The organism is Ensifer sp. (genome assembly GCF_031989085.1).
Lineage (GTDB): Bacteria > Pseudomonadota > Alphaproteobacteria > Rhizobiales > Rhizobiaceae > Ensifer.
Map to the genome: position 1 here is coordinate 26676 of NZ_DALZXU010000015.1, position 23582 is coordinate 50257.

Consider the following 23582-nt stretch of genomic DNA (forward strand, 5'->3'; position numbering starts at 1 on the left):
GCGAAAACGGGCCTAGGCGGCGAGCATCTCGTCGAGCTTTCCCGCCCGCTCGAGCGCATGCAGATCGTCGCAACCACCGACATGAATGTCGTCGATGAAGATCTGCGGGAACGTCGTGCCGCCATGCGATTTCTCGATCATCTTCTGGCGCACCTGCGGATCGTAGGTGGCATCGTGTTCGAGGAACGAGACGCCCTTGGTTTCAAGAAGCTTTTTGGCAGCCGAGCAATAGCCGCAGAACTGACGCGTATAAATAACGACCGAAGCCATGTTTCCTGACCGCTCCTTATACCGGCAACGATGCCGGTGTTTCATTTGTCATATAAGATCCGACATGGCTCTTGCAAAGGTTAAAACCGTAACGTGCCCTGCCCCTGCCCTCTTCAGGGCGCGGGTCGCCGCCGAAACGGTGGCCCCGGTGGTATATACGTCGTCGACGAGAACGATGCGCTTTCCCATGAGACTTTGCTTGCCGCTTTCGGCAACGGCAAACGCGCCGCGGACATTATCTTCGCGTGCCTTGGCGCCGAGCCCCACCTGCTTTGCCGTCCGCCGGATACGGTAAAGCGTTGCCGGAAGATAGGCGCGGCCGGACAGCGCCGCCACGGCACGGGCAAGCTCTGCCGCCTGGTTGTACTTGCGTCCCCACAGCCGAAAGGCATGCAGCGGCACCGGGATGATCGCATCGGCGGAAGCAACGGCGCCATCGCTCGCCCGGATCATCCATTGCGCCATCATCGACGCGAGGTCGGTGCGATCACGATACTTCAATCCGTGCACGAGATCGCGCGCGATGCCGTCGTGAACGGCAACCGAGCGCAGGCGGTCGAAAGCGGGCGGATTGGCGATCGCCGCGGGCGAAACCGCCCCCTCGCCATGGTCATGGGCAAAGGGCAGGCCGAGGATTTCGCAGTAAGGCCTTTCGATCAGATGAAGCGTCGACCAGCAGGGCGCGCACACCGCCCGGTGACGGCCCATCAGCCGTCCGCAGCCGCAGCAGACCGGAGGATAGACGACATCGACGACGTCGTTGCCGACCCGCCGCAAAAGCGCGAGACAATCCGCCAGTCCAAATTGCCGCTCTTGCCGGTTCACGAGGTTGACTTTGCCGTCATGGAGGTTTCTTTGCAGGCGCTGGAACCAGCCACTGCGCCGCGCGCCGTTTCAACTGCGCTGATGTCGCCGTAGCCCTTTGAATATCGGTATGATCCCCTCCTGGCCCGTTTCCGATCCATCGAGCCATCATGCCGCCGGAGCTAAAGTATCGTGGAAATCATCTTTGACCAGAGCCTTGTCGAGGCACACCGTCGCCGGGCGCTCGCCAACGCCGATCCCAAGGCAGCCTTCCTCCTCGATATCGTCGCACAGGAACTGGCCGACCGCGTCAGCGTGGTCGAGCGGCAGTTCGACAGGGCGATGGAATTGCACGGCTATACCGGTGCAACGGCCCTTCGCCTTCTGGAGACCGGCAAGGTCGGCGCGGTCGAGCGGGTCGAGACCGATCACGGTTTCGCCACCGCCTCCACGCCGGTCGTGATCGCGCCGCTCGAGCGCGTCCCGGCCGAGCCCGAGAGCCTCAACCTTCTCGTCTCTCCGCTGTCGCTGCATCTGACCAACGATACGCCCGGCGCCTTCATCCAGGCGCGCCGATCGCTGAAACCCGACGGGCTGTTCCTGGCGGCAATCCCCGGCAACGGAACGCTGAACGAACTGCGCGAGGCGCTGCTTGCGGCAGAAGCCGAGTTGACCGGTGGCGCAAGCCCACGCGTCATTCCCTTTGCCGACGTTCGCGACATGGGCGCGTTGCTGCAGCGGGCGGGCTTTGCCCTGCCGGTGGCGGACGCGGAAACCTATACGGTGCGCTACGATTCTCTCTTCGCCCTGATCAGAGACTTGCGCGCAATGGGGATGACCAACCCGCTCCAGGCCCGCAGCCGAACCCCCGTCTCCCGGCGCTTTTTCCTGAGGGCCGCGGAAATCTATGCCGAGCGCTTTTCCGACCCGGACGGCCGCATCCGCGCGACCTTCTCGATCGTCTATCTCTCGGGTTGGGCGCCGCATGAAAACCAGCAGAAGCCGCTGAAGCCGGGGTCGGCGAAGCAGCGGCTGTCGGAAGCTCTGGGGACGAAGGAAAGACCGGTCTGACGGGGCGCGAGCCTGGCTTAAGGCTTGGTGCCCCAGGCGGCGGCGATCGTATCCGTTATGTAGTTGAGCAAAACCAGCAGGGAGTCTGAAAACGCCTGCAGGCCGATGAGCAGTATCCCGGAGATAACGCCGGCGATCACGCCGTATTCGACCGCGGTCGCCGCACTTCTATCGCGAAAGAGTCGCTTCAACGTGTCCATAGGTTCCCCGGCCGGTTGGAATTCATGTCCCGACCAAGAAGCGTGCAAGGACCATGTCCGATGCGCAGCCCCGATCAGCATCCGCTCTTGCTGCCATCGGCATCGATGATGCAGACGGCGCCCGGCATTTCCTGCAGCACGCTGCGGCGCACGGTGTAGCGCTTGGTGGTGCCGTTCGAAGGGATAGAGCCGGTCGAAATATTGTCGTAGTCCACCGGCGTGTTCGCCAGCATGCGCTTGTCCGTCTTCGAGGACAGCATCGGTGTCAGGATGAGCGTCAGCGCGATCACGGCCGTTCCAAACAGCAGCGACAGATTGAGCACACCTGTCCGGCGGGACTGGCTTGTGACCATGTCCTTCTCCTGAACCGTCCTCCAGAAATCGTCTTCTACCATCCCAGCCTCACAAACGCATAAGGTGCGGCGAACGGGAGCATCCTTCCCAAGCCTCGTTCCGCCGCATTGCCCGAAACCGATACGCCGTTTTCTGAACGCTACGCATCGAAACTGAATTGAGGCTATCTTTGCGGGAGGGAGATAAACGATCGATTAATAATCGGCCAGTTTTCGGGTAGGTTCAGAGCAAATCCATGAGAAATGGGATGAGCGGCTCATCGGCGGGAGGCATCGGATAGTCCCGCAATGCCTTCGAGCGCACCCATTTGATGGCCTGGCCCTCACGCCCGGTCGGCACGCCTTCGTAGCGACGGCAGACATAGAGCGGCATCAGGAGGTGGAAATCGTCATAGGTGTGGCTGGCAAAGGTCAACGGCGCCAGGCAGGCGACCTTGGTCTGGATACCAAGCTCTTCCTCCAGTTCGCGGATCAGCGTTTCCTCCGGCGTCTCGCCAGGCTCCACCTTGCCGCCGGGAAATTCCCAGAGGCCGGCAAGCGACTTGCCCTCCGGGCGCTGCGCCAGCAGGATCCGGCCATCGGAATCCACCAACGCGCAGGCAGCGACGAGGACGATCTTCTTTCCCCCGGCGTCCATCGCTCAGACCTTCGGCGTGCGGTAGAGGTAGGTGTAGACGTCGCGGAAGCCCGCGCTGCGGTAAAGCGCCAGCGCCGCCTCGTTGTCGGCCTCCACCTGCAGCCAGACCTTCTTGGCGCCGCGCAGGCGCGCCCAGCGTAGCGAAACGTCGAGCATGGCCTTGCCCAGTCCCTGCCGGCGAAAACGCTCGTCGACCGCAAACAGCATGATGCCGGCGAGATCGTTGTCTTGAACCACCAGCGACACGGCCGTCGGCCCGCTTTCCACGTCCTCGAACAGGAACAGACCGGTTTCCGGCTTGATCGCGTTGATGATCTCGGCAAGCGCCGCCTTGGTTTTCGCGTCGTCCCCGCCGATGCGGATGCGCGCATCGACGAAGCGGCCGACATCCTTGATCGGCAGATGGTCGATGCCGTCGACGAAGTCGCGCTCGGCGATATCGGCCATCATGACGATGCTCTGGGAAAAGGCGGTCCAGCCTTCGCCGTCCATGTGGGCAATCAGTTGCGGCGGCGTCAGCGGCGTCTGCCTGACGGTCAGCGGACGGCCGTAATCGGCAAAGCGCCGGGCTGCCTTTTCCAGGCGAACGGGAATGTCACGGTAGTCGGACGGATCGAGCGGATTGACCGAGTTGAGACGCTTGGAATCGTGGCCGGCGTTCAGCCGGATGAGCCAGCTGCCATCATAATGGACCGACGCCGCCGGCCATGCGCGAAAGCCGACCGCTTCAAGCCGCCGCACGCTCGGAAGATCAACCATCCGCTTGTCCTTGTCTTCAGCCCCAGCGTCGCCTGCGCGCGCCGGTTTATCGTTCGATGTCATCCGTTCACCCCCAACAGGCCAAACTGGTACGCGGCGCCGTAAGCAGCCCCGGGCGCCGTAGGCGGCCCGGCGTGGCTGCTCGCAAGGGCGTCAGCTGCGGTAGTCGCCGTTGATCTCGACATATTCCTTGGTGAGGTCGCAGGTAAACACCGTCGCGCGCCCGGAACCAAGCCCGATTTCGACGCGGATCGGGATATCCTGCGCCTTCATGACAGCGGTGGCAGCCGCCTCCGAATAGGTGGCATCACGCTCGCCGTCGACGGCAACGCGTACATCGCCGAACCAGATCGCCAGACGATCGCGCTCGGCCATCTCGCCGGCCTTGCCGACGGCCATGACGACGCGTCCCCAGTTGGCGTCCTCGCCGGCGACCGCCGTCTTGACCAGGGGCGAATTGGCGATCGACAGCGCGATGCGCTTGGCGGCCGCATCGTTCTCGGCGCCTTCAACGGTGACCGCGACCATCTTGCGCGCGCCCTCGCCGTCGCGAACCACCTGGAGAGCCAGATCGCGCAGGAGGTCGTTGAGCACCGTGCGGAAGGCATCGAGCTTCGGATCGGAAGCGTCTGTCACCGTCTGCTGGCCATCGGCAGCCGCAGCACCGGTCGCAAACAGCATCAGCGTATCCGATGTCGAGGTGTCGCTGTCGACGGTGACGGAATTGAACGTCGGCCCGACGCCTGCCGAAAGCAGCGCCTGAAGAGCTGCCGGCGCGATGTCGGCGTCGGTGACCACGAAGGAGAGCATCGTCGCCATGTCGGGCGCGATCATACCCGCACCCTTGGCGATGCCGTTGATCGTCACCTTGACGCCCTCGATCGTCGCACTGCGGGTGGCGACCTTCGGATAAGTGTCGGTCGTCATGATCGCCTTGGCCGCCTCGAACCAGAAATCTTCCGTCCCGGCAGCGGCGAGGTCATCGAGAACGCCTGCAAATTTCGTCGCGTCCAGCGGTTCGCCGATGACACCGGTCGAGGCGAGAAAAACCTCGCTCTCGGCGCAACCGACGGCCTTCGCCGCCGACTTCCCGGTCAGTTCAGTCGCCTCGCGGCCCTTCTTGCCGGTAAAGGCATTGGCATTGCCGGAGTTGACGACAACGGCGCGCGCAACGCCGCCACCCAGGTTCTGGCGGCAGAAATCGACCGGCGCCGACGGGCACTTGGAGCGCGTGAACACGCCGGCGACGGCTGCCGGCTTGTCGAAGACCATCATCAAAACGTCGGTTCGGTTCTTGTACTTGATGCCGGCAGCGGCAGTCGCCATGCGCACGCCACGCAGGGCGGGCATTTCGGCAAAGGTTTTCGGAGCGAGCGGAGAAACGGAACCGGACATGGCAAACCTGCGTGAAGACGGTGGGGGACTAAGGTGGAGTTGCGACAATGCCCGAGCGGCGTTGCGGCCGTCGGGCATCGACAAGAACCAATGATCGGCGGGTCGGCCCGTAAGCCTGACCCGCCGGTCGAAAATTACTTGGCTTCCTGCGCCTTGTTGGCCTCGTCATAGGCCTTCTTCAGCGCCGGGTCGGAGATCTCGACGCCAGCGTCCTTCTTGGCAGCAGCAAGCAGCTCGACATACTTGTCGCGCATGACAAGCTGACGAACCTGCGGCTCGACCTGCTCCAGCGTCGGCGGGGCCTGCGGCCGCTTGTCCTCGACGAGGATCACATGGTAGCCGAACTGGGTCTTGACCGGCGTCTTGGTGTAGGTGCCCTTGTCGAGCGTGAACACCACCGCTTCGAATTCCGGAACCATGCGACCCTTGGTAAAGTAGCCGAGATCGCCGCCATCGCCCTTGTTCGGATCGGAGGACTTGGCCTTGGCCAGCTCGACGAAGCTCTTGCCGGCGTCGAGTTCCTTGATGATTTCCTTGGCTTCGTCCTCGGTCTTGACGAGGATATGGCGTGCCTTGACCTCTTCCTGAACCGGAACGGCAGCAATTTCCTTGTCGTAGCGCGCCTTCACCTCTTCCTTGGTGATGGCGTCGACCACGTGCTTCTTGAAGAAGGCGTTGTGCAGTTCGCGCTCGGTCAGGTAGGCGAGGCGCTGCTTGAATGTCGCATCGTCCTGAAGGCCTTCCTTCTCGGCGGTCTTCGACAGAAGCTTGACGTCGATGACGGCCGACAGCGCGGCAGCGCGCTTCTGCTCTTCCGGCATCTGCTGCAGTTGCGGATCGAGACCGCCAAGGGCGAGAGTGAGCTCGGACTGGCGCACGTCCTCGCCACCGACCGTGGCGACGACCGGGTCCGCATCTTCAGCGCGCGCCACACCATGAACGGCGATCGCCGCAACCAGGGCCGCAGCGGCCAGCGTCTTAAACTTCGACATGCTCGTAACCTTTCACCTTTGGCCGTCAACGCGATTGCGTCGGGCTCGTGGCGGCTGAACACCACCAGAATGTGGCGGTTCTGTAGCCGTCCGGCCACGCAAGTGCGTTGACATAATTCGACCCCCCTCTTATCTGTCACGCAACCTCGCGTCCAGAACAGTTTCCGGGCGTTTCACGGCATTGCGCGGTTTTGGACAGTGCGGCCAGTGGAACCCAAGGCAACAAAAAAGAAAGGACCATTCGTATGGTCAGTCTCGGCGGCCTAGCCCGCAAGTTGTTTGGCTCCTCCAACGATCGCCGTGTGCGTGGCTACAAGGCCAGAGTGGAAGCCATCAACGCTCTTGAAGCCGACATGAAGGCTTTGTCGGACGAGGCCCTCGCCGCCAAGACCGTGGAATTCCGCAAGGAATTCGCTGACGGCAAGACGCTGGACGATCTCCTGGTGCCGGCCTTTGCCGTTGTCCGCGAGGCGGCCCGCCGCGTGCTCGGCCTGCGTCCCTTCGACGTCCAGCTGATCGGCGGCATGATCCTGCACGAGCGTGCCATTGCCGAAATGAAGACCGGCGAAGGCAAGACGCTGGTCGCGACCCTGCCGGTCTACCTCAACGCGCTCGCCAGCAAGGGCGTGCACGTCGTCACCGTCAACGACTACCTGGCCCAGCGCGACGCCGCCACCATGAACCGCATCTACAGCTTCCTCGGGCTGACGACCGGCGTCATCGTTCATGGCTTGACGGATGAGCAGCGCAATGCGGCCTATGCCTGCGACATCACCTACGCCACCAACAACGAACTCGGCTTCGACTATCTGCGCGACAACATGAAGTACGAGCGTAGCCAGATGGTTCAGCGCGGCCACTTCTTCGCCATCGTCGACGAAGTGGATTCGATCCTCGTCGACGAAGCCCGCACGCCTCTGATCATCTCCGGTCCGCTCGACGACCGCTCCGATCTCTACAACACGATCAACGAGTTCATCCCGCTGCTTTCGGCCGAGGACTACGAGATCGACGAGAAGCAGCGCTCGGCCAACTTCTCTGAAGAGGGCACCGAGAAGCTGGAAAACCTGCTGCGCGAGGCGGGCCTCCTGAAGGGCGAATCGCTCTACGACATCGAAAACGTCGCGATCGTCCACCACGTCAACAACGCGCTCAAGGCCCACAAGCTGTTCCAGCGCGACAAGGACTACATCGTTCGCAACGGCGAGATCGTCATCATCGACGAATTCACCGGCCGCATGATGCCGGGCCGCCGCTATTCGGAAGGGCAGCACCAGGCGCTGGAAGCCAAGGAAAAGGTGCAGATCCAGCCCGAGAACCAGACGCTGGCATCGATCACCTTCCAGAACTATTTCCGCATGTATTCCAAGCTCGGCGGCATGACCGGCACGGCCTCCACCGAAGCGGAAGAATTCGGCAACATCTACGGCCTGGAAGTCATCGAAGTTCCGACCAACCTGCCGATCAAGCGTATCGACGAGGACGATGAAGTCTATCGCACCCAGGGCGAAAAGCTGAAGGCGATCATCGACGAGATCAAGTCGGCGCATGAGCGCGGCCAGCCGATGCTCGTCGGCACCACGTCGATCGAAAAGTCCGAACAGCTTGCCGATCAGCTCACGAAGTCCGGCTTCACCAGCTTCCAGGTGCTGAACGCCCGCTACCACGAGCAGGAAGCCTTCATCGTGGCGCAGGCTGGCGTGCCGGGTGCGATCACGATCGCCACCAACATGGCCGGTCGCGGTACCGACATCCAGCTCGGCGGCAACGTCGACATGCGCATTCAGCAGGAACTGTCCGAAGTCGAGCCCGGCCCGGAGCGCGAACAGCGCGAACAGGCGATCCGCGCCGAAGTACAGCAACTGAAGGAAAAGGCGCTGGCCGCCGGCGGGCTCTACGTTCTCGCCACCGAGCGCCACGAAAGCCGCCGCATCGACAACCAGCTGCGCGGCCGTTCCGGCCGTCAGGGTGACCCGGGCCGCTCCAAGTTCTACCTGTCGCTTCAGGACGACCTGATGCGCATCTTCGGCTCCGACCGCATGGACGGCATGCTGCAGAAGCTCGGCCTCAAGGAAGGCGAGTCGATCATCCATCCCTGGATCAACAAGGCGCTCGAGCGTGCCCAGAAGAAGGTCGAAGCCCGCAACTTCGACATCCGTAAAAACCTTCTGAAATACGACGACGTGCTCAACGATCAGCGCAAGGTCATCTTCGAGCAGCGTATCGAACTGATGGACGCGGTCAGCGTCACCGAAACCGTGAACGACATGCGCACCGAGGTCATCGAGGACATCGTTTCCAAGCGTATCCCCGAGCGCGCCTATGCCGAGCAGTGGGACGTCGAAGGACTGAAGGCCGACGTGCAGCAATACCTCAATCTCGACCTGCCGATCGTCGAGTGGGCAGCCGAGGAAGGCATCGATGAGGCCGACATTCTCGAGCGTGTCACGGCGGCAACCGAGAAGGAAGTGGCCGACCGCGCCGAGCGTTTCGGGCCGGAGATCATGCGCTACGTCGAGCGCTCGGTCATCCTGCAGACGCTCGACCATCTCTGGCGCGAACACATTGTCAACCTTGACCATCTTCGTTCGGTCATCGGCTTCCGCGGCTATGCGCAGCGCGACCCGCTGCAGGAATACAAGTCCGAAGCCTTCGAGCTGTTCCAAGCCCTGCTCGGCAACCTGCGCCAGGCCGTGACGGCGCAGCTCATGCGTGTCGAACTGGTGCGCGAGGCGGCCGAAGCGCCGCAGCCTGTACCGCCGCAGATGGTGGGCCACCATATCGACCCCTTGACCGGCGAAGACGATTTCGGCGGCGGCGCCGGTTCGCTGCTCGCGGTCGCCCCGGCAAACCGCAACCCGGCCGATCCGTCGACCTGGGGCAAGATCTCGCGCAACGAGGCCTGCCCGTGCGGCTCCGGCAAGAAGTACAAGCACTGCCACGGCATCTACGAAGCCTGATCAGAAAATGCCGCCTCAGGGCGGCATTTTTGTTTTCGGTGGCCGAAGGACATGCCGGCGCGCCGGCGTGTTTCGGATGGCGAACCTCACCACGACACGGCCCGTTTCAGAGGGCTGAAAGGGCTTGTTGCGGCCACTGTGCCGGACCGATCCGGGCGATCGGATCGCCGGTCCTGCGGCCCCGGTTGAACCGTTTGTTAACGCTGATCTGGCACAACCAAACCCTGTATTGCGTAATCTCAGGGTGTTCTCGTGTTCATGGCGGTATGTCAATCGGCCGGACGAATGCTGCCGTCGGCGCTGCGACACCGCCTGTCTCCGCTGATCGGCGCGCTGGTCGCCGCATTGAGGCAACAGGACCCGAAGAACACGGCGCGCCGCATGGCGCTGGTCGCCTTCGCCATCCGCATTCTGAGCGCCGCCATCGCCTTTCTTTCGCAGATCATTCTCGCGCGCCTGATGGGCGAGTTCGAGTATGGCATCTTCGTCTTCGTATGGGTGCTGGTGATCCTGTTCGGCAACCTGTCCTGCGTCGGCTTCCATTCCGCCGTGATCCGGTTCTTGCCCGAGTACCAGGCCGCATCGGCGCTCGCGGAAATTCGCGGACTGACAACCACCGCCCGGGTTTTTGCCCTGCTCTCGGCAAGCGCGGTCGCCGTTGCCGGATTTGTCGGCCTCTGGTTTTTTGGCGGGCTGATCGAGGGTTACTATCTCGTGCCCCTCTATCTCGGCCTGTTCATTCTGCCGATGATAGCGCTCGGCGACGTGATGGACGGCACCGCCCGCGCCCATGGATGGCCGCTTTCGGCCATGAGCCCGACCTTCATCATCCGGCCGCTTCTCGTGCTCGCCTTCATGCTGCTGGCGACGATGGCAGGCGAGCCGCACACCGCCCGCACCGCCATGGCCGCAGCGATGGCGGCCGTCTATGTCACCACCGTCAGCCAATTCCTCGTTCTGACCTGGCGGCTGCGATCGCGTTACGTCAGGGGCCCGTTGCGCATTGAGCTGGGCCGATGGCTCACGGTGGCCGTGCCGATCTTCCTGATCGACGGCTTCGGCTTCCTGCTGACCAATTCCGACGTCGTCATCGTCGGTTTCTATCTGAAGCCGGATGATGTCGCCGTCTACTTTGCCGCCGCCAAGACGATGGCGCTGGTGCACTTCGTCATGTTCTCGGTCAAGGCCGCCGCGGGCCCGCGGATTGCCGGCGCCATGGCCGCCCACGACCGCAGGCAGCTGGCCGATATCGCGATCGAAAGCGCCCGATGGGCGTTCTGGCCGTCGCTGGTGCTCGGGGGCCTGGTGCTGGCTGCCGGCCCGTTGCTGCTTTCGCTGTTCGGCGCCGCTTTCGTCGGCGGCTGGCCGTTGATGGCGATCCTCTTTGCCGGCATCATGGCCAAGGCATTCATCGGCCCGGCCGAAATCCTTTTGACGATGGCCGGCCAGCAGACGCTCTGCGTCAGCCTCTATGCGGCGGCGCTGGTGGCAAACATTGCCCTCAACCTGAGCCTCATTCCTGTTTTCGGATTGACCGGTGCTGCATTTGCAACCGCCGGTGCTATGTTCGTGGAGGCAATGCTGCTGCACTTCGCCGTCAGGCGCACTTTCGGTTTCGCGCTGTTTGCCTTTGCGGGCGCGGGGCCGGGCAACGACAACAACGGGACGACGCATCCATGATCGGCAACATCAATCTTCCCGGCGACGCAGAAGACAGAGCGACACGCATGCTCGGCGGACTGGTGCCGACCGACTACGCGCATCCCCAGGCCGAGCACATGCTTGCCGTGGGTCGCCCCGGGCGCCACCTTTTCATCTATCCGGCCAAGGCCGGCTACGAGCTGCAGCGGGAACTCGACTACCTGTCGAACCGGGCTGTCGAGCCGAACGTGTTCTTCACCGGCCGCTTCCTGGCACCGGCCATGCCGCGGCTCGAGGAACGGGTGATCCGCCTCGCGATCATCCGCGACGACAACGAGCGTCGCAGCCGCATGCGCTTCCTGATGCCGTTCTCGATCGAAAAGCCGGGATTCTCGATCGGCGCGCCGATCATCCGCGCCTGGTCCAATCCGTTCGGCCCCCTCGGCGTTCCGCTCCTCGATGCCGAGGACGCCGCCGAAACGATCGACAACCTGTTCGAGGCGCTGACCAATCCGATGGCCAGTCTGCCGCCGGTGCTGGTGCTTCCCGATGTCCGCCTCAAGGGCAAGTTCGCCCAGCTGGCACGCGCCGTCGCGATCGGGCGCAACCTGCCGCTCACCGTGACGGATACGTTCAGCCGGCCAATGCTCGAAAGCCTGGCCGACGGTCCGACCTACCTGAAGAAAGCCATCAGCCCGGGGCATTTCCGTGAGCTGCGGCGCCAGTGGAACCTGCTGGAAAAACAAGGAAAACTGGCCTATTCGGTCGCGCGCCAGCCGGGCGAGATCCGGATCCGCATGGAAGAGTTCCTTGCGCTGGAAGCGTCCGGTTGGAAGGGCCGCGAACGCAGCGCCATGGTGCTCGACCGTTTCCGCGCCGCCTTCGCCCGCGAGGCGATCACCAACCTCGCCGAAGCCGACAGCGTGCGCATCCACACGCTTGACCTCAACGACAAGGCGATTGCCTCCATGGTCGTGTTCATGATGTCTGGCGAAGCCTATACGTGGAAGACGGCCTATGACGAGAGCTATGCGCGGTTCTCGCCGGGCAAGCTGCTGCTGGCACAGCTGACCGAATGGCATCTCGACGACGCCAACATCGCCCGCTCGGATTCCTGCGCCGTGCCCGACCATCCGATCATGAGCCGCTTCTGGCAGGAGCGCGAAGAGATGGGAACGCTGGTGATCGGCCTGCAGCAGACGCGCGACCGCGACGTCCGCCAGGTCGCGGCGCAGTTGCACCTCTACCGCAACACCCGCAACATGGCCCGGCTGCTGCGCGAAAAGATCAAGGCGCTGGCCGGGCGCTGACCCCCAGCCTCAGGCGGGTGCGTGCGGCGGCTCCAAGGCCGCCCGCTCGCGCAGGAACCGCCTGATGACCTTGCCCGACGTCGTCAGCGGCAGGCTGTCGACAAAGGCAATCTCGCGGGGATATTCGTGCATCGACAGGCGCGTCTTGACCCATTCGCGGATCGACGCGGCGGCCCGTTCGTCTCCGGCAACACCCGGCCTCAGGACGACATAGGCCTTTACGATTTCCGTCCTCAGCGCATCGGGCTTGCCGACCACGGCGGCAAGCTGCACATCGGGGTGGCCGGCCAGACAGTCCTCGATCTCTCCAGGGCCGATGCGATAGCCTGAGGATGTGATGACATCGTCGTCGCGTCCGAAGAAGGTGAAATAGCCTTCGCCATCGATCACGCCCTGGTCGCCCGTGGTCATCCAGTCGCCTATGAACTTGGCCCTGGTCGCCCCGTCATTGTTCCAGTAGCCGAGAAACATCACCGGATCCGGCCGCCGGATCGCCACCTGGCCAACGGTTCCAGCCGGCAGTCCCCTGCCCTCGCCGTCGATGATCGCGACACGATGCCCGGGTGCAGCCTTGCCCATCGAACCCGGTTTCACCACGCCGAGATCGGCGGCCGACGAGATGACGATGTTGCACTCCGTCTGGCCGTAGAATTCGCTGACGTCGAGGCCGAGGGCGCCCCTCGCCCATTCGAAGGTTTCGCGCCCGAGCGCCTCCCCCGCCGAGCCGACGGTCCTGAGGTTGAGACGGTAACGCTCGCGTGGCCGCTCGACAGCCTTCATCAGCCTGAGTGCCGTCGGCGGAATGAAGGCATTGCGCACATCCATCTCTTCCAGAATGCGGAAGGCCGTATGCGGATCGAACTTCTGCGCCGGCGACGACACCACGGGCACGCCGAGCAGCAGCGAGGGCAAAAGCGCGTTCAGCAGGCCGCCGGCCCAGGCCCAGTCGGCGGGCGTCCACATCCGGTCGCCCGGTTGCGGCAGGAAATGATGGTGAAACTGAAAGCCCGGCAGATGGCCGAGCAGCACCCGGTGGCCATGCAATGCCCCCTTGGGCGGTCCGGTCGTCCCCGAAGTGTAAATCATCAAGGCGGGATCATCGGGCGTCGTGTCGGCGGCAACAAAACCTTCCGCATCGCCCAGGGCAAGTGCCGCGAAATCGACCGCTCCGGGCGTTGCCTCGGCACCGGAGAGCACGACGAGCCGCAGATCCGCAAGCCGGTCGCGGATGGCGGCAAGCCGTTCCTGGCCGAAGGCGTTGGTGACGATGGCGGCGGCGCCGGCGTCGAGCAGGCGATACTCCAGGGCCTCCACCCCGAACAGGAGGGCAAGCGGCAGGGCGATTGCACCGAGCTTGTAGATGCCGGCATGCGCAATCGCCGCCTCGAACCCCTGCGGCAACAGGATCGCAACCCGGTCGCCAGGCCTGATGCCCTCACGCTCGAGCCCGCGCGCAAAGGCGGATGACTGCCGGGAGAATTCGCCATAGCTCAGCGCGCGGTGTGCGCCATCCGGGCTGAAGTGCTGAAGACAGATACACTCGGGCTCTCTTTCCGCCCAGGCATCACTGACGGCCACGCCGATATTGAATTTTTCAGGGATCCGCCACTCGAACGCGCGGTAGAGTTCGTCGTAGTTCTCGATTGTCGGTAACATGGCCCCGCCGCAACAGTCTTCTGCTGCACTGCACCTAACACCTTCGCCGACTACAGTTCAATCACCGGTGCGACACACGCTGTCCATCGGCAGCTTCGCCCTTGCCGCGACCGCAGCCGCGCAGCTCAGCGCGAAGGCTGTTCGGCAAGCAGCGTCCGGATATGGCCGAAGATGCGCCGGAAGCCACCGATCCCGCCGCCACCGCGGGCGATCAGCACGCCGCCCTGCCATGCGGCGGTGACGATCGCGGCACGCGAGGCCGCCTGCGCGGGCGCCCAGCCCATTTCCTCGAGATTGCGCGCCAGCATGCTCTCGATGTCCGCAAGCAGTGCCGTCGCCAGTTCGCGCATCGTTTCGGTTGATGTCACCGGGTCGACCATCGTATGCCCGACCGGGCAGCCGATGATCTCCCCTTGCGTGGCGTAGAAGGTCTCGATGCGGAAAAACACCCGCTCGATCCGTTGTAGCGGCGAAAGGTCGGGCGCCTCGAAGATTGGCAGCGTCTCCTTGCGAAAATGCGCCACCGCCTGTTCGAACAGCGCTTCAAACAGCGCCCCCTTGCTCGGAAAGTGATGGGTGATCTTGCCGGTCGAGATCCCGAGTGCTGAGGTGATGTCGGCGAAGGATGACGCCGCATAACCGCGAACGAAGATCAACGGCCCGGCCGCCTCGAGGATCTCTTCACGCGTGCGCAGCCCTTTTTCGTAGCCCATGACGTCTTACCCAGCCGAAGCGATCGAGCGGCGGAAGAACCAGAAGGTGCCGCCCGGCACGAAGCTGAACAGCATCGCCTTGAAGGCCCAGCCGCGCGGTTTCTCGCCCAGGGACAACTCGTTGATGACGGCCCAGATGTAGGTAAGGAAGGCAAGACCGTGCACCGGGCCGAGGATGCGGGTGACGTCTGCATAGCCGAGCCCATGTTTCAAGGGCACGCCGACAGCCACGAGAAGCAGCAGCGTGGTGCCTTCGGCAATCGCGGCGTAGCGCAGCAGGCGGGAGACCGTGGGAGCGGTGCGGTGTTCGGACATGGGCAAACCTATTTGATGACGGCGATGAAGACGATGGCGGCAGTGAGCGCCAGGCCCGTGAGTTGCAGCCAGCGGATGCGGGCGGCCGAGACGGTGCCCCGACGCAGGGTGCCGACCGTCGAGGCGATGGCGCCGTGCAGCGCGGTCATCGCGACGATGCAGCCAAGCTTGGCCTGAAACCAGCCCTCGCCCAGCGTCTCCGGTCCGCGCAGGAAAAACAGTGTCGCGCCCAAGAGAAGCGTCGCCAGCATCGCCGGATTGACGACCTGCCTCAGGCAACGCTGCTCCACCTCGCTCAGGAGGTCGGCACCGCCCTGTCGCGCCAGCGCCTGACGGTGGCTGGCGAGCTGAACGACCAGGAGGCACTGCCCGCCGAGCCAGACAACCACCGAGACGACATGGGCGGCCTTGACCCATAGGTAATAGGGAAAAATCAGATCGAGCATCGTCGGATCCAAAAACAGAAAGATCATTCTGTTTTATCGGAATCGATCGAGAAGTCACTGCGACAAATCGGCTGCGGCCGATTTCGCGGGAAACAACGAGAAAGGAACGAGCGGCTGTTACCGGCGCCCGGCCAACGCCGAGGGCTTTCGTCAGAATGCGGGAAAAGCTTGAGTGGTGGTGCCCCATGCCGGGGTCGAACCAGCACTCCTTTCGGAACTCGATTTTGAGTCGAGCGCGTCTACCAATTCCGCCAATGGGGCTCAGGGATATAAGATATCAGCGGCTCGGATTTACACGAAGGTTTTTGCCGCGGTCAACCATCATTTTCAACTTGCTCCGCAACAATCACGAAAGCGTGCAAAGGTGACGCAGGCGAGGCGATTTACAGCGCGCGCCGGCGCACCTAAGAAGGCCATCATTCAGTTGCAATGCGGCATATACGGACCCTGATCCCTATGCTTTCCAGCGTGAGGTACGCATGATCGACGCTTCCACCGCTTCCCGCCATCACCTCGTCATCGCCGTTCTCCTGACGCTCGGCATGGCGGCGACCGTCGGCGGTGCGCTCGGTTTCGAGCATATCGGCGGGTATATTCCCTGCGCCCTCTGCCTGTTGCAGCGCGATCCCTATTATTACGGCATTCCGCTCGGCGTCCTCGCCGTCGCCACCAGCGCCCTGAAGCTGCCGGCCTGGACCACCCGCACCCTGCTTCTGGCGATCGGCATCCTGATGCTCGTCGGCGCCGGCATGGGCGTCTATCACTCGGGCGCCGAATGGGGCTTCTGGGAAGGACCGTCGACCTGCGCCACCACGGCGCAAGGCGTGTCGTCCAATGTCGGCGATCTCCTCAGCGACCTCGATTCCAAGCACGGCCCGTCCTGCACCGAGGCATCCCTTCGGGTGCTCGGCCTTTCCTTTGCCGGTTGGAACGTGATTGCCAGCCTTATCTTTGCAGCCATCGCGCTGCGCGGCGCCGCCAAGGCCTGATCTCACCGGTAAAATACCCCGTCGAAAAGACAAGGCCGCGTGATGGCTTATCCCGCGGCCCGGCTTTCAGTGTTCTGGCCTCGGGCCATCTCCTGCTCGAGGCAATCGCCAGAGCGCCTCAGGGCTGCAACTCGACATCCCAGTAGAGATAGTCCATCCAGCTTTCATGCAGATGGTTCGGCGGGAAGAGCCGGCCATTGTTGTGCAGGTCCTGCACCGTCGGCTGGTAGGGCTTCTGATGCGGGACCATGCCCGCTTGCTTCGGCAGCTTGCTGCCCTTGCGCAGATTGCACGGCGAGCAGGCGGCAACGACGTTTTCCCAGGTGGTCTGGCCGCCATGGGCGCGGGGCACCACATGGTCGAAGGTCAGATCATCGGGCGTGCCGCAATACTGGCATTCGAACTTGTCTCGCAGGAAGACGTTGAACCGGGTGAACGCCGGGTGGCGGGACGGCTGCACGTAGCTTTTGAGGCAAACCACGCTCGGCAGCCGCATCGAGAAGCTGGGCGAGGAAACCGAGTGCTCGTATTCCGCCAGGATAATCACACGGTCAAGGAAGACCGCCTTGATCGCGTCCTGCCAGGACCAGAGCGACAAGGGGTAATAACTCAGCGGCCGATAATCAGCGTTCAAGACGAGCGCGGGTAAGGCCTGCGGTGAGACTGCAATCGTCAAGCGTATTCTCCTGATCGATTCGGCATCTGCACCTTCTATATTAGGCCCGTTGCAACAGGATTGTGAAGCAGGAAAGAAAAAAGCGAACAATGGATTCGCTTTTTCCTTCAAGGCGTCACGGGAACGGCATCCTTTCGCATTTCCTGGGCGTAATAGGCCCAGAACAGACGGGCCGCGACACTGCGCCAGGGCGCCCAGGATGCGGCGAGCGAATCGATCTCCCGCGCGCTCGGGCGCAGCTCCAGGCCGAGCCCGTGGCCGATGGCGTTTTGAAGTGCCACGTCGCCGGACGGAAAGACATCCGGATGCCCGGCGCAGAACAGGAGATAGACCTCCGCGGTCCACCGTCCGACGCCCTTGATCGTCGTCATCTCGCGGATCGCGTCGAGCGCCTCGACATTGCAGATCGCGTCGAGATCGATGTCGCCGGCAACGACCGCCTTTGCCACGCGCCTGAGCGCGTCGGCCTTGGCGCGGGAAAGCCCGATCGCCCGGCAATCTTCGTCACTGAGGCCAAGGGCTGCCGGCGCGGTGATCTCGCCGAGCGATGCCTCCATGCGTTTCCAGATCGCGGCAGCGCTCGCCTTCGACACCATCTGCGACACGATGATGCTGGCAAGGCCGCGATAGCCGGGGTCGGTCCGCCGGAGCGGCACCGGCCCGGCCCTCGCCACGACATGTTCGAGACGGGCGTCGAGCATCACCAGGCCGGCAAGTCCCGCCTCGATGTCCTCATGTGTGCGAATGATCCGCATGGCGCCTCCAAAAAGCGGATGATTTTTATACCGCTTCCGTGCCAAAGGGAAACGATGGCAATGACGTCATCCGCTCAACCCGTTTTCCGCTTCGCGCCGAGCCCGAACGGTCTTTTGCATCTGGGCCACGCGCTCTCGGCGATCCTCAATCACGACATGGCGCAGGCCTCCGCCGGGCGGTTCCTTCTGCGCATCGAGGATATCGACCAGACGCGCTGCCGCCCTGAATTCGAGGCCGCCATCTTCGATGATCTCGCCTGGCTCGGCCTTGAATGGGAGCGGCCAGTGCGCCGTCAATCGGACCATCTCGCGCTCTATGCATCGGCCCTGACGCGGCTCGACGACATGGGCCTCGTCTACCCGTCCATCCTGTCGCGCGGCGAGATCAAGGCGGCTGTGGCCGACGCAGAGGCCGGTGGCGATGACTGGCCGCGCGATCCCGATGGCGCGCCGCTCTACCCCGGACGCGAGCGCGATCTGGGCTTTGAAGCGCGCAACGCCATGATCGCCGGCGGCAAGCCCCATGCCCTCAGGCTGGACATGAAGAAGGCGCTGCTTTCTGTCGGGGGCCCTCACCTCACCTGGCAGGAAACCGGCAGCGGCCCGGCTGGAGAGACGGGCATCATAACCGCCGATCCGGCCGCCTGGGGCGACGTCATCCTGTCACGCTCCGATGCGCCGTCGAGCTACCATCTGTCCGTTGTCGTCGACGATGCGTTGCAGGGGGTGACCCATGTGGTGCGCGGTCGCGATCTCTATCACGCAACGTCAGTGCATCGCCTGCTGCAGCAGTTGCTCGGCCTGACGCAGCCAATCTATCACCATCACCGGCTGCTTTTGGGCGCCGACGGGCGAAAGCTGTCCAAGAGCAATCGCGACACCGGCATCCGGGCCTTCCGCGAGGCCGGCCGCACGCCGGCCGACATTCGCGCCCTGATCCTCTGAAGTCGTCAGTCCTCGGTTGCGCGTAACCCCTGGAAACTGCGCCGCACCATGCGCTTGACGCGATATTTGAGGATAGCAGCGTTGATTTCCGCCCCGATGATGAAGATCGCCGCGACCATGTAGAGAAACACCAGCACGATCATGATCGAGGCGAGACCGGCATAGGTCGAGACATAGGTGGCAAAGGTCGACAGATAGTAGGCGAAGGTGTAGCCGCCGATCGTCCAGCACAGGAGCGTCAGGAAGATGCCGGGCAAAACGTCGATCACCTTGCGGTGGCCGTCCGGCAGCCACAGATGCGACATGAAGAGCCCGCCCGTGACCACCACCAGCGCCAATGGCAGGCTCCAGTTGTCGACCGTCGCCAGCACCCCGTCGAGCCAGGGCAGCCATTCGCCGGCATAGCGCAGCGCCAGCGGCACCGCGACGAGGATGATGCTGAGGGCCGCAAGGATCAGCACGCCGGCGATCACGAAACCCAGGCTCGCCAGCCGCGTCACGTACCAGTAGCGGCTTTCGGTCACCCGGTAGGCGCGGTTGAGCGACACCCGCAGTGCCTCGACACCGTTCGAGGCGAAATAGGCGGCCGCCAGCACAGAGACGGTCAACAGCCCGCCACGGGGAATGGTCAGCACCTGGACGATCTCGTTGGCGATCGGGGTGGCGATCGATTCCGGCCAGGCATCGAAAATGAGGTGGACGGCAGTCTCGGCAAACTGGTCGGCACCCAGAAAACTGCCGAGCGCCGTACCGAAAATCAGGAAGGGAAACACGGCAAGCAGCGACGAAAGGGCCACATGGCTCGCCATCGCCCAGCCGTCATCCAGGCTGAAATGCCATAGCGCATCGAAGACGACTTTCCAGGTGATGCGAATAAACGACGGCATTTCCACTCCGACCCGGTGGCGCCGCGGTCGCCTGCTTTCGCATGCCCCGCCCCGCGCCATGTCTTGGCATTGACGCTGACCCGACCGCGACACGCTGGGCGGGTTCGGGCTCGCGCAATTCAATTGTATCCCGCCGATGAATATGGGAAACGGGGGCAGGATTTCTATAGGAATCGACAGGATGGCCGATCGCCCCACAATCATTGTCACCGGTTGTTCATCCGGGATCGGCGCCCATTGCGCCCGCGCGCTGAAAGCTGACGGCTGGCGCGTCTTTGCGACCGTGCGCCGCGAAGAAGACCGAAGCGCCCTTGAAAACGAGGGCATCGAAACCTTGCTGATGGACTATACCAGGCCGGAAACGATCGCCGCCCTGGTCGAGGCGGTGATGGCGCGCACGGGCGGGCGCATCGATGCGCTGTTCAACAACGGCGCCTACGGTCAGGCCGGCGCCGTCGAAGACCTGCCGACCGAAGCACTCCGGCTGCAGCTGGAAACCAACGTCATCGGCTGGCACGACCTGACGCGGCGGGTGATCCCGGCGATGCGCGCGCGCGGGCATGGCCGCATCGTGCAATGCTCATCGATCCTCGGCATCGTGCCCTATCGCTGGCGAGGCGCCTACAATGCCTCGAAATTCGCGATCGAGGGCCTTTCGCTGACCTTGAGGATGGAACTCGCCGGCAGCGGCATCGAGGTCAGCCTGATCGAGCCTGGACCGATCACCTCGCGGTTCACCGCCAATGCGGTGACCTATATCGAGCGCTTCATCGACCTGAAGAATTCGGTGCACCGGGTCGAATACGAACGGCAACTTCGTCGGCTGAAAGGCGAAAGCAAGCCGGCCGCCGGCAAGCTCGGCCCGGAGGCCGTCTATGCCGTGCTCAAGCATGCGCTGACGGCAAAAAGACCCAAGCCGCACTATATTGTAACCATGCCCGCAAGACAGGGAGCACTCCTGAAGAAGCTCCTGCCGGCGGCCCTGTTCTACCGCATTATCGGCCGGCTCGGCTGATCGTAAACGCAAGGAATTCTTCGATGTCCAGTTTCTTCACCGGCCTGACCCTGCTTGTCATGGGCCTGGTCGTCATCGTCCTGATCCGCGGCCTGGTGAACATGGCCAGGGGCGGCAGCGGCAACACCTCCAACAAGCTGATGCAGGCCCGCGTCCTGTTGCAGGCGATCGCGATCGCCCTGATCATGCTGACGCTGTGGCTCACCGGCGGCGGCCGCCCGTCCTAAGGAACGTGACGACACCATGGTCAAGCTCAACAAGATCTACACCCGGACGGGCGACAACGGCACCACCGGGCTCGTCTCCGGTCCGCGCCGTCTGAAGAGCGATCTCCGGGTCGACGCCTATGGCGCCGTCGACGAGACCAACGCCTTCATCGGGCTCGCCCGGCAGCACACTGTCGGTATCGCTGATCTCGATGCCATCCTGATGCGGATCCAGAACGATCTCTTCGACCTCGGCGCCGATCTCGCCACGCCTGACACCGGGGAGAAACCGGAATACGAGCCGCTGCGTATCGTCGCAACCCAGGTTACCTGGCTCGAAACCGAAATCGACCGACTGAACGCCGACCTCGAGCCCCTGCGTTCCTTCGTGTTGCCCGCCGGCAGCGCCGCATCTGCCAGCCTGCACGTCGCGCGCACTGTCGCTCGCCGCGCCGAGCGACAGATGGTGGCCCTTGCCCAGGTGGAAACGGAAATCGTCAGCCCCGAGGCGATCGCCTATATCAACCGTCTCTCGGATTTCCTGTTCGTCGCCGCGCGCTTCGCCAACGACAAGGGCCATGCCGACGTCCTTTGGATTCCCGGCAAAAACAGATAACGTGCCCTACGCTGAGCGCGCGCCCAGGGCGCCGCTCTGCAGAACAGCGCTTCGGGAGACTGCATGTTCATACCGCTTCACGATAAGAACACCCTGAAGCACATCAAGGTTCAGTACGTGACGATCAGCCTGATCGTCATCAACATTCTTGTCTGGCTGATCACCGGCCCCATCGCCACCGAGGAATTCGCCAACGCGACGCTGCTCGGCTTCGGCTACATCCCTGCACTCATCTTCGACTACGCCCAGCTCGATCCGTCGCTGATCATCGTGCCCGATGGCTTCACTTTCATCACCTACTCCTTCCTGCATGGCGATTTCATGCATCTGGCGATGAACATGCTGTTTCTCTGGGTGTTCGGAGACAATGTCGAGGATGCGCTCGGGCACTTTCGCTTCCTCATATTCTATCTCGCCTGCGCCGCTGCCGGCGCTCTGGCGCACGGCCTGCTCGACCCCGCATCTGAAGCGCCGCTGATCGGCGCATCGGGCGCGATCTCAGGCGTGGTCGCCGCCTACTTCCTGCTGCACCCGAAGGTGCGGGTCTGGGTTCTGGTGTTTTTCCGCATCCCCTTGCCGCTTCCGGCGGCCATTCCGCTCGCCTTCTGGATCGGCCAGCAATTCTTCATGCTGGTGGTCGATCCGGGCAGCGGTGTGTCGTGGAGCGCCCATGTCGGCGGCATCGTCGCAGGCCTCGTGCTGGTGGTCGTTTTGCGACGTCGCGGCGTCCCGCTCTTTGACCGCACGATCGTCACCCCGCGCGCCGTCGCGCACAAGATCGAGTCCGTCGCCGTCACGCCGCAACAGGCGCCGGAAACCCGCAAGCCGCCGACACCCTGGGGACGCCCGACCGCGTGAGGCACCGCGTCTTGCCGTTCCTCAGCCCGTGTTTACACGCGATTTCAAAGGCTTGCCGCTGACGTGACGGAGGCGGGAATGCCTTCATGCCGCATCTGCGAAGAAGCCTTGCCAGGGCGCTTTCTTACGTGTACGTAAACGTTATTCCAATTCTCGGGGTTATATCGATTTAGCGCCATGCACAGTGATTGTAATTGGAGAAAAAACGCGTATCGATGTCGCCAACCGACAATCAGGCGGCTCCGTTAAGGCGCATTTTCCTGCGAAAGCTCTTGGAGGGAAGAATCCATGAAAATACTTGTGACGGTTAAGCGGGTGGTTGACTACAACGTCAAGATCCGGGTGAAGGCGGACGGCTCTGGTGTGGAGCTGGCGAACGTGAAGATGTCGATGAACCCGTTCGACGAGATCTCGGTGGAAGAGGCGCTGCGGCTGAAGGAAGCCGGCAAGGCTGACGAGGTCGTGGTGGTATCGGTCGGCCCGGCCAAGGCCGAAGAGACGCTCAGGACCGCGCTCGCCATGGGTGCCGACCGGGCGATCCTGGTCGAGACCGAAGACCAGGTCGAGCCGCTCGCCGTCGCCAAGATCGTCAAGGGTGTCGCCGAGGCCGAACAGCCGGGCCTGATCATCGTCGGCAAGCAGGCGATCGACGACGACAGCAACCAGACCGGCCAGATGCTGTCGGCGCTGCTTGGCTGGGCGCAGGGCACCTTTGCCTCCAAGGTCGAGATCGGCGACGGCAAGGCGACCGTGACACGCGAGGTCGATGGCGGCCTGCAGACGATCGACATCAAGCTTCCGGCGGTCGTTACCACCGACCTGCGCCTCAACGAGCCGCGGTATGCCTCGCTTCCCAACATCATGAAGGCGAAGAAGAAGCCGCTCGACAAGAAGACGCCGGCCGATTTCGGCGTCGACACCACGGCACGGCTGAAGGTGCTGAAGACCGAGGAGCCGGAAGGCCGCAAGGCCGGCATCAAGGTCAAGTCGGTGGCCGAGCTCGTTGAAAAGCTCAAGACCGAAGCCGGCGTATTGTAAGTTCAGGAAAGGGAGATTTCATCATGGCTATTCTGCTTCTGGCTGACCACGACGGCAGCCACCTTTCCGACCAGA

The 23582-nt window shown here is 63.3% G+C and carries 26 protein-coding genes and 1 tRNA gene; 11 read left to right on the forward strand and 16 right to left on the reverse strand.

The window, feature by feature from the left end; all coding sequences use genetic code 11:
- Nucleotides 1-12: 12 nt before the first annotated feature.
- A complete protein-coding gene (grxC, locus tag RTP54_RS30230; RefSeq protein ID WP_112811760.1) occupies nt 13-270 on the reverse strand; it encodes a glutaredoxin 3 in 258 nt (85 codons plus the stop codon).
- 48 nt (nt 271-318) lie between these two features.
- Nucleotides 319-1068 (reverse strand): ComF family protein, encoded by a 750-nt coding sequence (locus RTP54_RS30235; RefSeq protein ID WP_312367732.1) that lies wholly within the window; start codon nt 1066-1068, stop codon nt 319-321.
- Between the two features lie 198 nt (nt 1069-1266).
- On the opposite strand from RTP54_RS30235, the gene RTP54_RS30240 reads away from it, so the two are divergent.
- The gene (locus RTP54_RS30240) at nt 1267-2145 is read left to right on the forward strand and encodes a methyltransferase domain-containing protein (RefSeq protein WP_312367710.1); all 879 of its coding nucleotides are present in this window, start codon (nt 1267-1269) and stop codon (nt 2143-2145) included.
- Nucleotides 2146-2162: 17 nt separating this feature from the next.
- On the opposite strand, the gene RTP54_RS30245 is transcribed toward RTP54_RS30240, so the two are convergent.
- The 6 genes from RTP54_RS30245 to RTP54_RS30270 all read right to left on the reverse strand — a co-directional run bounded on the left by RTP54_RS30245 (nt 2163) and on the right by RTP54_RS30270 (nt 6481).
- The gene (locus RTP54_RS30245) at nt 2163-2345 is read right to left on the reverse strand and encodes a Flp family type IVb pilin (RefSeq protein WP_112811762.1); all 183 of its coding nucleotides are present in this window, start codon (nt 2343-2345) and stop codon (nt 2163-2165) included.
- A gap of 74 nt (nt 2346-2419) precedes the next feature.
- Nucleotides 2420-2740, reverse strand: coding sequence for a hypothetical protein (locus tag RTP54_RS30250; protein ID WP_112811763.1), 321 nt, complete (start codon nt 2738-2740; stop codon nt 2420-2422).
- A gap of 181 nt (nt 2741-2921) precedes the next feature.
- A complete protein-coding gene (gene mutT, locus RTP54_RS30255; protein WP_112811764.1) occupies nt 2922-3335 on the reverse strand; it encodes an 8-oxo-dGTP diphosphatase MutT in 414 nt (137 codons plus the stop codon).
- Between the two features lie 3 nt (nt 3336-3338).
- On the reverse strand, nt 3339-4157 hold the full coding sequence (locus tag RTP54_RS30260) for a GNAT family N-acetyltransferase (protein ID WP_312367713.1): 819 nt from the start codon (nt 4155-4157) through the stop codon (nt 3339-3341).
- 90 nt (nt 4158-4247) lie between these two features.
- Nucleotides 4248-5489: a bifunctional glutamate N-acetyltransferase/amino-acid acetyltransferase ArgJ gene (gene argJ / locus RTP54_RS30265; protein WP_312367714.1), complete on the reverse strand. Its 1242-nt coding sequence runs from the start codon at nt 5487-5489 to the stop codon at nt 4248-4250.
- A gap of 134 nt (nt 5490-5623) precedes the next feature.
- Complete coding sequence (locus RTP54_RS30270) at nt 5624-6481, reverse strand: peptidylprolyl isomerase (protein ID WP_112811766.1); 858 nt, start codon at nt 6479-6481, stop codon at nt 5624-5626.
- 245 nt (nt 6482-6726) lie between these two features.
- Here RTP54_RS30270 and secA point away from each other — a divergent pair, with 245 nt between their 5' ends.
- The 3 genes from secA (at nt 6727) to RTP54_RS30285 (ending at nt 12392) form a co-directional block, all read left to right on the forward strand.
- A complete protein-coding gene (secA, locus tag RTP54_RS30275) occupies nt 6727-9441 on the forward strand; it encodes a preprotein translocase subunit SecA (protein ID WP_312367715.1) in 2715 nt (904 codons plus the stop codon).
- A gap of 285 nt (nt 9442-9726) precedes the next feature.
- A complete protein-coding gene (locus RTP54_RS30280; protein WP_312367734.1) occupies nt 9727-11121 on the forward strand; it encodes a lipopolysaccharide biosynthesis protein in 1395 nt (464 codons plus the stop codon).
- A complete protein-coding gene (locus RTP54_RS30285; RefSeq protein WP_112811769.1) occupies nt 11118-12392 on the forward strand; it encodes a GNAT family N-acetyltransferase in 1275 nt (424 codons plus the stop codon). Before RTP54_RS30280 ends, RTP54_RS30285 begins: the two co-directional genes overlap by 4 nt.
- A 9-nt stretch (nt 12393-12401) precedes the next feature.
- Here the strand turns inward: RTP54_RS30285 and RTP54_RS30290 are convergent, their stop codons facing one another.
- The 5 genes from RTP54_RS30290 to RTP54_RS30310 all read right to left on the reverse strand — a co-directional run bounded on the left by RTP54_RS30290 (nt 12402) and on the right by RTP54_RS30310 (nt 15783).
- Nucleotides 12402-14048, reverse strand: coding sequence for an AMP-binding protein (locus RTP54_RS30290; protein ID WP_312367716.1), 1647 nt, complete (start codon nt 14046-14048; stop codon nt 12402-12404).
- Between the two features lie 125 nt (nt 14049-14173).
- Nucleotides 14174-14761 (reverse strand): TetR/AcrR family transcriptional regulator, encoded by a 588-nt coding sequence (locus tag RTP54_RS30295; RefSeq protein WP_312367718.1) that lies wholly within the window; start codon nt 14759-14761, stop codon nt 14174-14176.
- Nucleotides 14762-14767: 6 nt separating this feature from the next.
- Nucleotides 14768-15076, reverse strand: coding sequence for a DUF3817 domain-containing protein (locus RTP54_RS30300; protein ID WP_312367720.1), 309 nt, complete (start codon nt 15074-15076; stop codon nt 14768-14770).
- 8 nt (nt 15077-15084) lie between these two features.
- Nucleotides 15085-15522, reverse strand: coding sequence for a CopD family protein (locus RTP54_RS30305; RefSeq protein ID WP_312367722.1), 438 nt, complete (start codon nt 15520-15522; stop codon nt 15085-15087).
- 176 nt (nt 15523-15698) lie between these two features.
- Nucleotides 15699-15783 (reverse strand) — tRNA-Leu (locus RTP54_RS30310).
- Between the two features lie 218 nt (nt 15784-16001).
- On the opposite strand from RTP54_RS30310, the gene RTP54_RS30315 reads away from it, so the two are divergent.
- On the forward strand, nt 16002-16511 hold the full coding sequence (locus tag RTP54_RS30315; RefSeq protein WP_112818535.1) for a disulfide bond formation protein B: 510 nt from the start codon (nt 16002-16004) through the stop codon (nt 16509-16511).
- A gap of 118 nt (nt 16512-16629) precedes the next feature.
- Here RTP54_RS30315 and RTP54_RS30320 read toward each other — a convergent pair whose 3' ends face one another.
- Nucleotides 16630-17187, reverse strand: coding sequence for an HNH endonuclease (locus tag RTP54_RS30320; RefSeq protein WP_112811779.1), 558 nt, complete (start codon nt 17185-17187; stop codon nt 16630-16632).
- A gap of 107 nt (nt 17188-17294) precedes the next feature.
- Nucleotides 17295-17942: a DNA-3-methyladenine glycosylase gene (locus tag RTP54_RS30325; RefSeq protein WP_312367724.1), complete on the reverse strand. Its 648-nt coding sequence runs from the start codon at nt 17940-17942 to the stop codon at nt 17295-17297.
- A gap of 54 nt (nt 17943-17996) precedes the next feature.
- Here RTP54_RS30325 and gluQRS point away from each other — a divergent pair, with 54 nt between their 5' ends.
- A complete protein-coding gene (gene gluQRS, locus RTP54_RS30330; protein ID WP_312367726.1) occupies nt 17997-18887 on the forward strand; it encodes a tRNA glutamyl-Q(34) synthetase GluQRS in 891 nt (296 codons plus the stop codon).
- 5 nt (nt 18888-18892) lie between these two features.
- Here the strand turns inward: gluQRS and RTP54_RS30335 are convergent, their stop codons facing one another.
- Complete coding sequence (locus RTP54_RS30335; protein WP_112818536.1) at nt 18893-19774, reverse strand: YihY/virulence factor BrkB family protein; 882 nt, start codon at nt 19772-19774, stop codon at nt 18893-18895.
- A 181-nt stretch (nt 19775-19955) separates the two neighbouring features.
- Here RTP54_RS30335 and RTP54_RS30340 point away from each other — a divergent pair, with 181 nt between their 5' ends.
- The 5 genes from RTP54_RS30340 to RTP54_RS30360 all read left to right on the forward strand — a co-directional run bounded on the left by RTP54_RS30340 (nt 19956) and on the right by RTP54_RS30360 (nt 23507).
- Nucleotides 19956-20789 (forward strand): SDR family oxidoreductase, encoded by an 834-nt coding sequence (locus RTP54_RS30340; RefSeq protein WP_112834271.1) that lies wholly within the window; start codon nt 19956-19958, stop codon nt 20787-20789.
- A 23-nt stretch (nt 20790-20812) separates the two neighbouring features.
- Nucleotides 20813-21016 (forward strand): twin transmembrane helix small protein, encoded by a 204-nt coding sequence (locus RTP54_RS30345; protein WP_112811783.1) that lies wholly within the window; start codon nt 20813-20815, stop codon nt 21014-21016.
- A 16-nt stretch (nt 21017-21032) separates the two neighbouring features.
- Nucleotides 21033-21611, forward strand: coding sequence for a cob(I)yrinic acid a,c-diamide adenosyltransferase (locus RTP54_RS30350; RefSeq protein ID WP_112818537.1), 579 nt, complete (start codon nt 21033-21035; stop codon nt 21609-21611).
- Nucleotides 21612-21674: 63 nt separating this feature from the next.
- A complete protein-coding gene (locus RTP54_RS30355) occupies nt 21675-22469 on the forward strand; it encodes a rhomboid family intramembrane serine protease (RefSeq protein ID WP_312367730.1) in 795 nt (264 codons plus the stop codon).
- A gap of 288 nt (nt 22470-22757) precedes the next feature.
- Nucleotides 22758-23507 (forward strand): electron transfer flavoprotein subunit beta/FixA family protein, encoded by a 750-nt coding sequence (locus tag RTP54_RS30360; RefSeq protein ID WP_176356442.1) that lies wholly within the window; start codon nt 22758-22760, stop codon nt 23505-23507.
- Nucleotides 23508-23582 lie beyond the last annotated feature (75 nt).

Excerpts from the sequence above, each read along its gene's own strand:
- RTP54_RS30305 (WP_312367722.1), bottom strand. The coding sequence starts at position 15,522 with ATGCTCGATCTGATTTTTCCCTATTACCTATGGGTCAAGGCCGCCCAT.
- RTP54_RS30290 (WP_312367716.1), bottom strand. The coding sequence starts at position 14,048 with ATGTTACCGACAATCGAGAACTACGACGAACTCTACCGCGCGTTCGAG.
- RTP54_RS30325 (WP_312367724.1), bottom strand. The coding sequence starts at position 17,942 with ATGCGGATCATTCGCACACATGAGGACATCGAGGCGGGACTTGCCGGC.
- RTP54_RS30250 (WP_112811763.1), bottom strand. The coding sequence starts at position 2,740 with ATGGTAGAAGACGATTTCTGGAGGACGGTTCAGGAGAAGGACATGGTC.
- RTP54_RS30285 (WP_112811769.1), top strand. The coding sequence starts at position 11,118 with ATGATCGGCAACATCAATCTTCCCGGCGACGCAGAAGACAGAGCGACA.
- RTP54_RS30260 (WP_312367713.1), bottom strand. The coding sequence starts at position 4,157 with ATGACATCGAACGATAAACCGGCGCGCGCAGGCGACGCTGGGGCTGAA.
- RTP54_RS30280 (WP_312367734.1), top strand. The coding sequence starts at position 9,727 with ATGCTGCCGTCGGCGCTGCGACACCGCCTGTCTCCGCTGATCGGCGCG.
- RTP54_RS30345 (WP_112811783.1), top strand. The coding sequence starts at position 20,813 with ATGTCCAGTTTCTTCACCGGCCTGACCCTGCTTGTCATGGGCCTGGTC.
- RTP54_RS30340 (WP_112834271.1), top strand. The coding sequence starts at position 19,956 with ATGGCCGATCGCCCCACAATCATTGTCACCGGTTGTTCATCCGGGATC.
- RTP54_RS30355 (WP_312367730.1), top strand. The coding sequence starts at position 21,675 with ATGTTCATACCGCTTCACGATAAGAACACCCTGAAGCACATCAAGGTT.
- RTP54_RS30335 (WP_112818536.1), bottom strand. The coding sequence starts at position 19,774 with ATGCCGTCGTTTATTCGCATCACCTGGAAAGTCGTCTTCGATGCGCTA.
- RTP54_RS30245 (WP_112811762.1), bottom strand. The coding sequence starts at position 2,345 with ATGGACACGTTGAAGCGACTCTTTCGCGATAGAAGTGCGGCGACCGCG.
- gluQRS (WP_312367726.1), top strand. The coding sequence starts at position 17,997 with ATGGCAATGACGTCATCCGCTCAACCCGTTTTCCGCTTCGCGCCGAGC.
- mutT (WP_112811764.1), bottom strand. The coding sequence starts at position 3,335 with ATGGACGCCGGGGGAAAGAAGATCGTCCTCGTCGCTGCCTGCGCGTTG.
- RTP54_RS30360 (WP_176356442.1), top strand. The coding sequence starts at position 22,758 with ATGAAAATACTTGTGACGGTTAAGCGGGTGGTTGACTACAACGTCAAG.
- argJ (WP_312367714.1), bottom strand. The coding sequence starts at position 5,489 with ATGTCCGGTTCCGTTTCTCCGCTCGCTCCGAAAACCTTTGCCGAAATG.
- RTP54_RS30295 (WP_312367718.1), bottom strand. The coding sequence starts at position 14,761 with ATGGGCTACGAAAAAGGGCTGCGCACGCGTGAAGAGATCCTCGAGGCG.
- RTP54_RS30350 (WP_112818537.1), top strand. The coding sequence starts at position 21,033 with ATGGTCAAGCTCAACAAGATCTACACCCGGACGGGCGACAACGGCACC.
- secA (WP_312367715.1), top strand. The coding sequence starts at position 6,727 with ATGGTCAGTCTCGGCGGCCTAGCCCGCAAGTTGTTTGGCTCCTCCAAC.
- grxC (WP_112811760.1), bottom strand. The coding sequence starts at position 270 with ATGGCTTCGGTCGTTATTTATACGCGTCAGTTCTGCGGCTATTGCTCG.
- RTP54_RS30315 (WP_112818535.1), top strand. The coding sequence starts at position 16,002 with ATGATCGACGCTTCCACCGCTTCCCGCCATCACCTCGTCATCGCCGTT.
- RTP54_RS30270 (WP_112811766.1), bottom strand. The coding sequence starts at position 6,481 with ATGTCGAAGTTTAAGACGCTGGCCGCTGCGGCCCTGGTTGCGGCGATC.
- RTP54_RS30300 (WP_312367720.1), bottom strand. The coding sequence starts at position 15,076 with ATGTCCGAACACCGCACCGCTCCCACGGTCTCCCGCCTGCTGCGCTAC.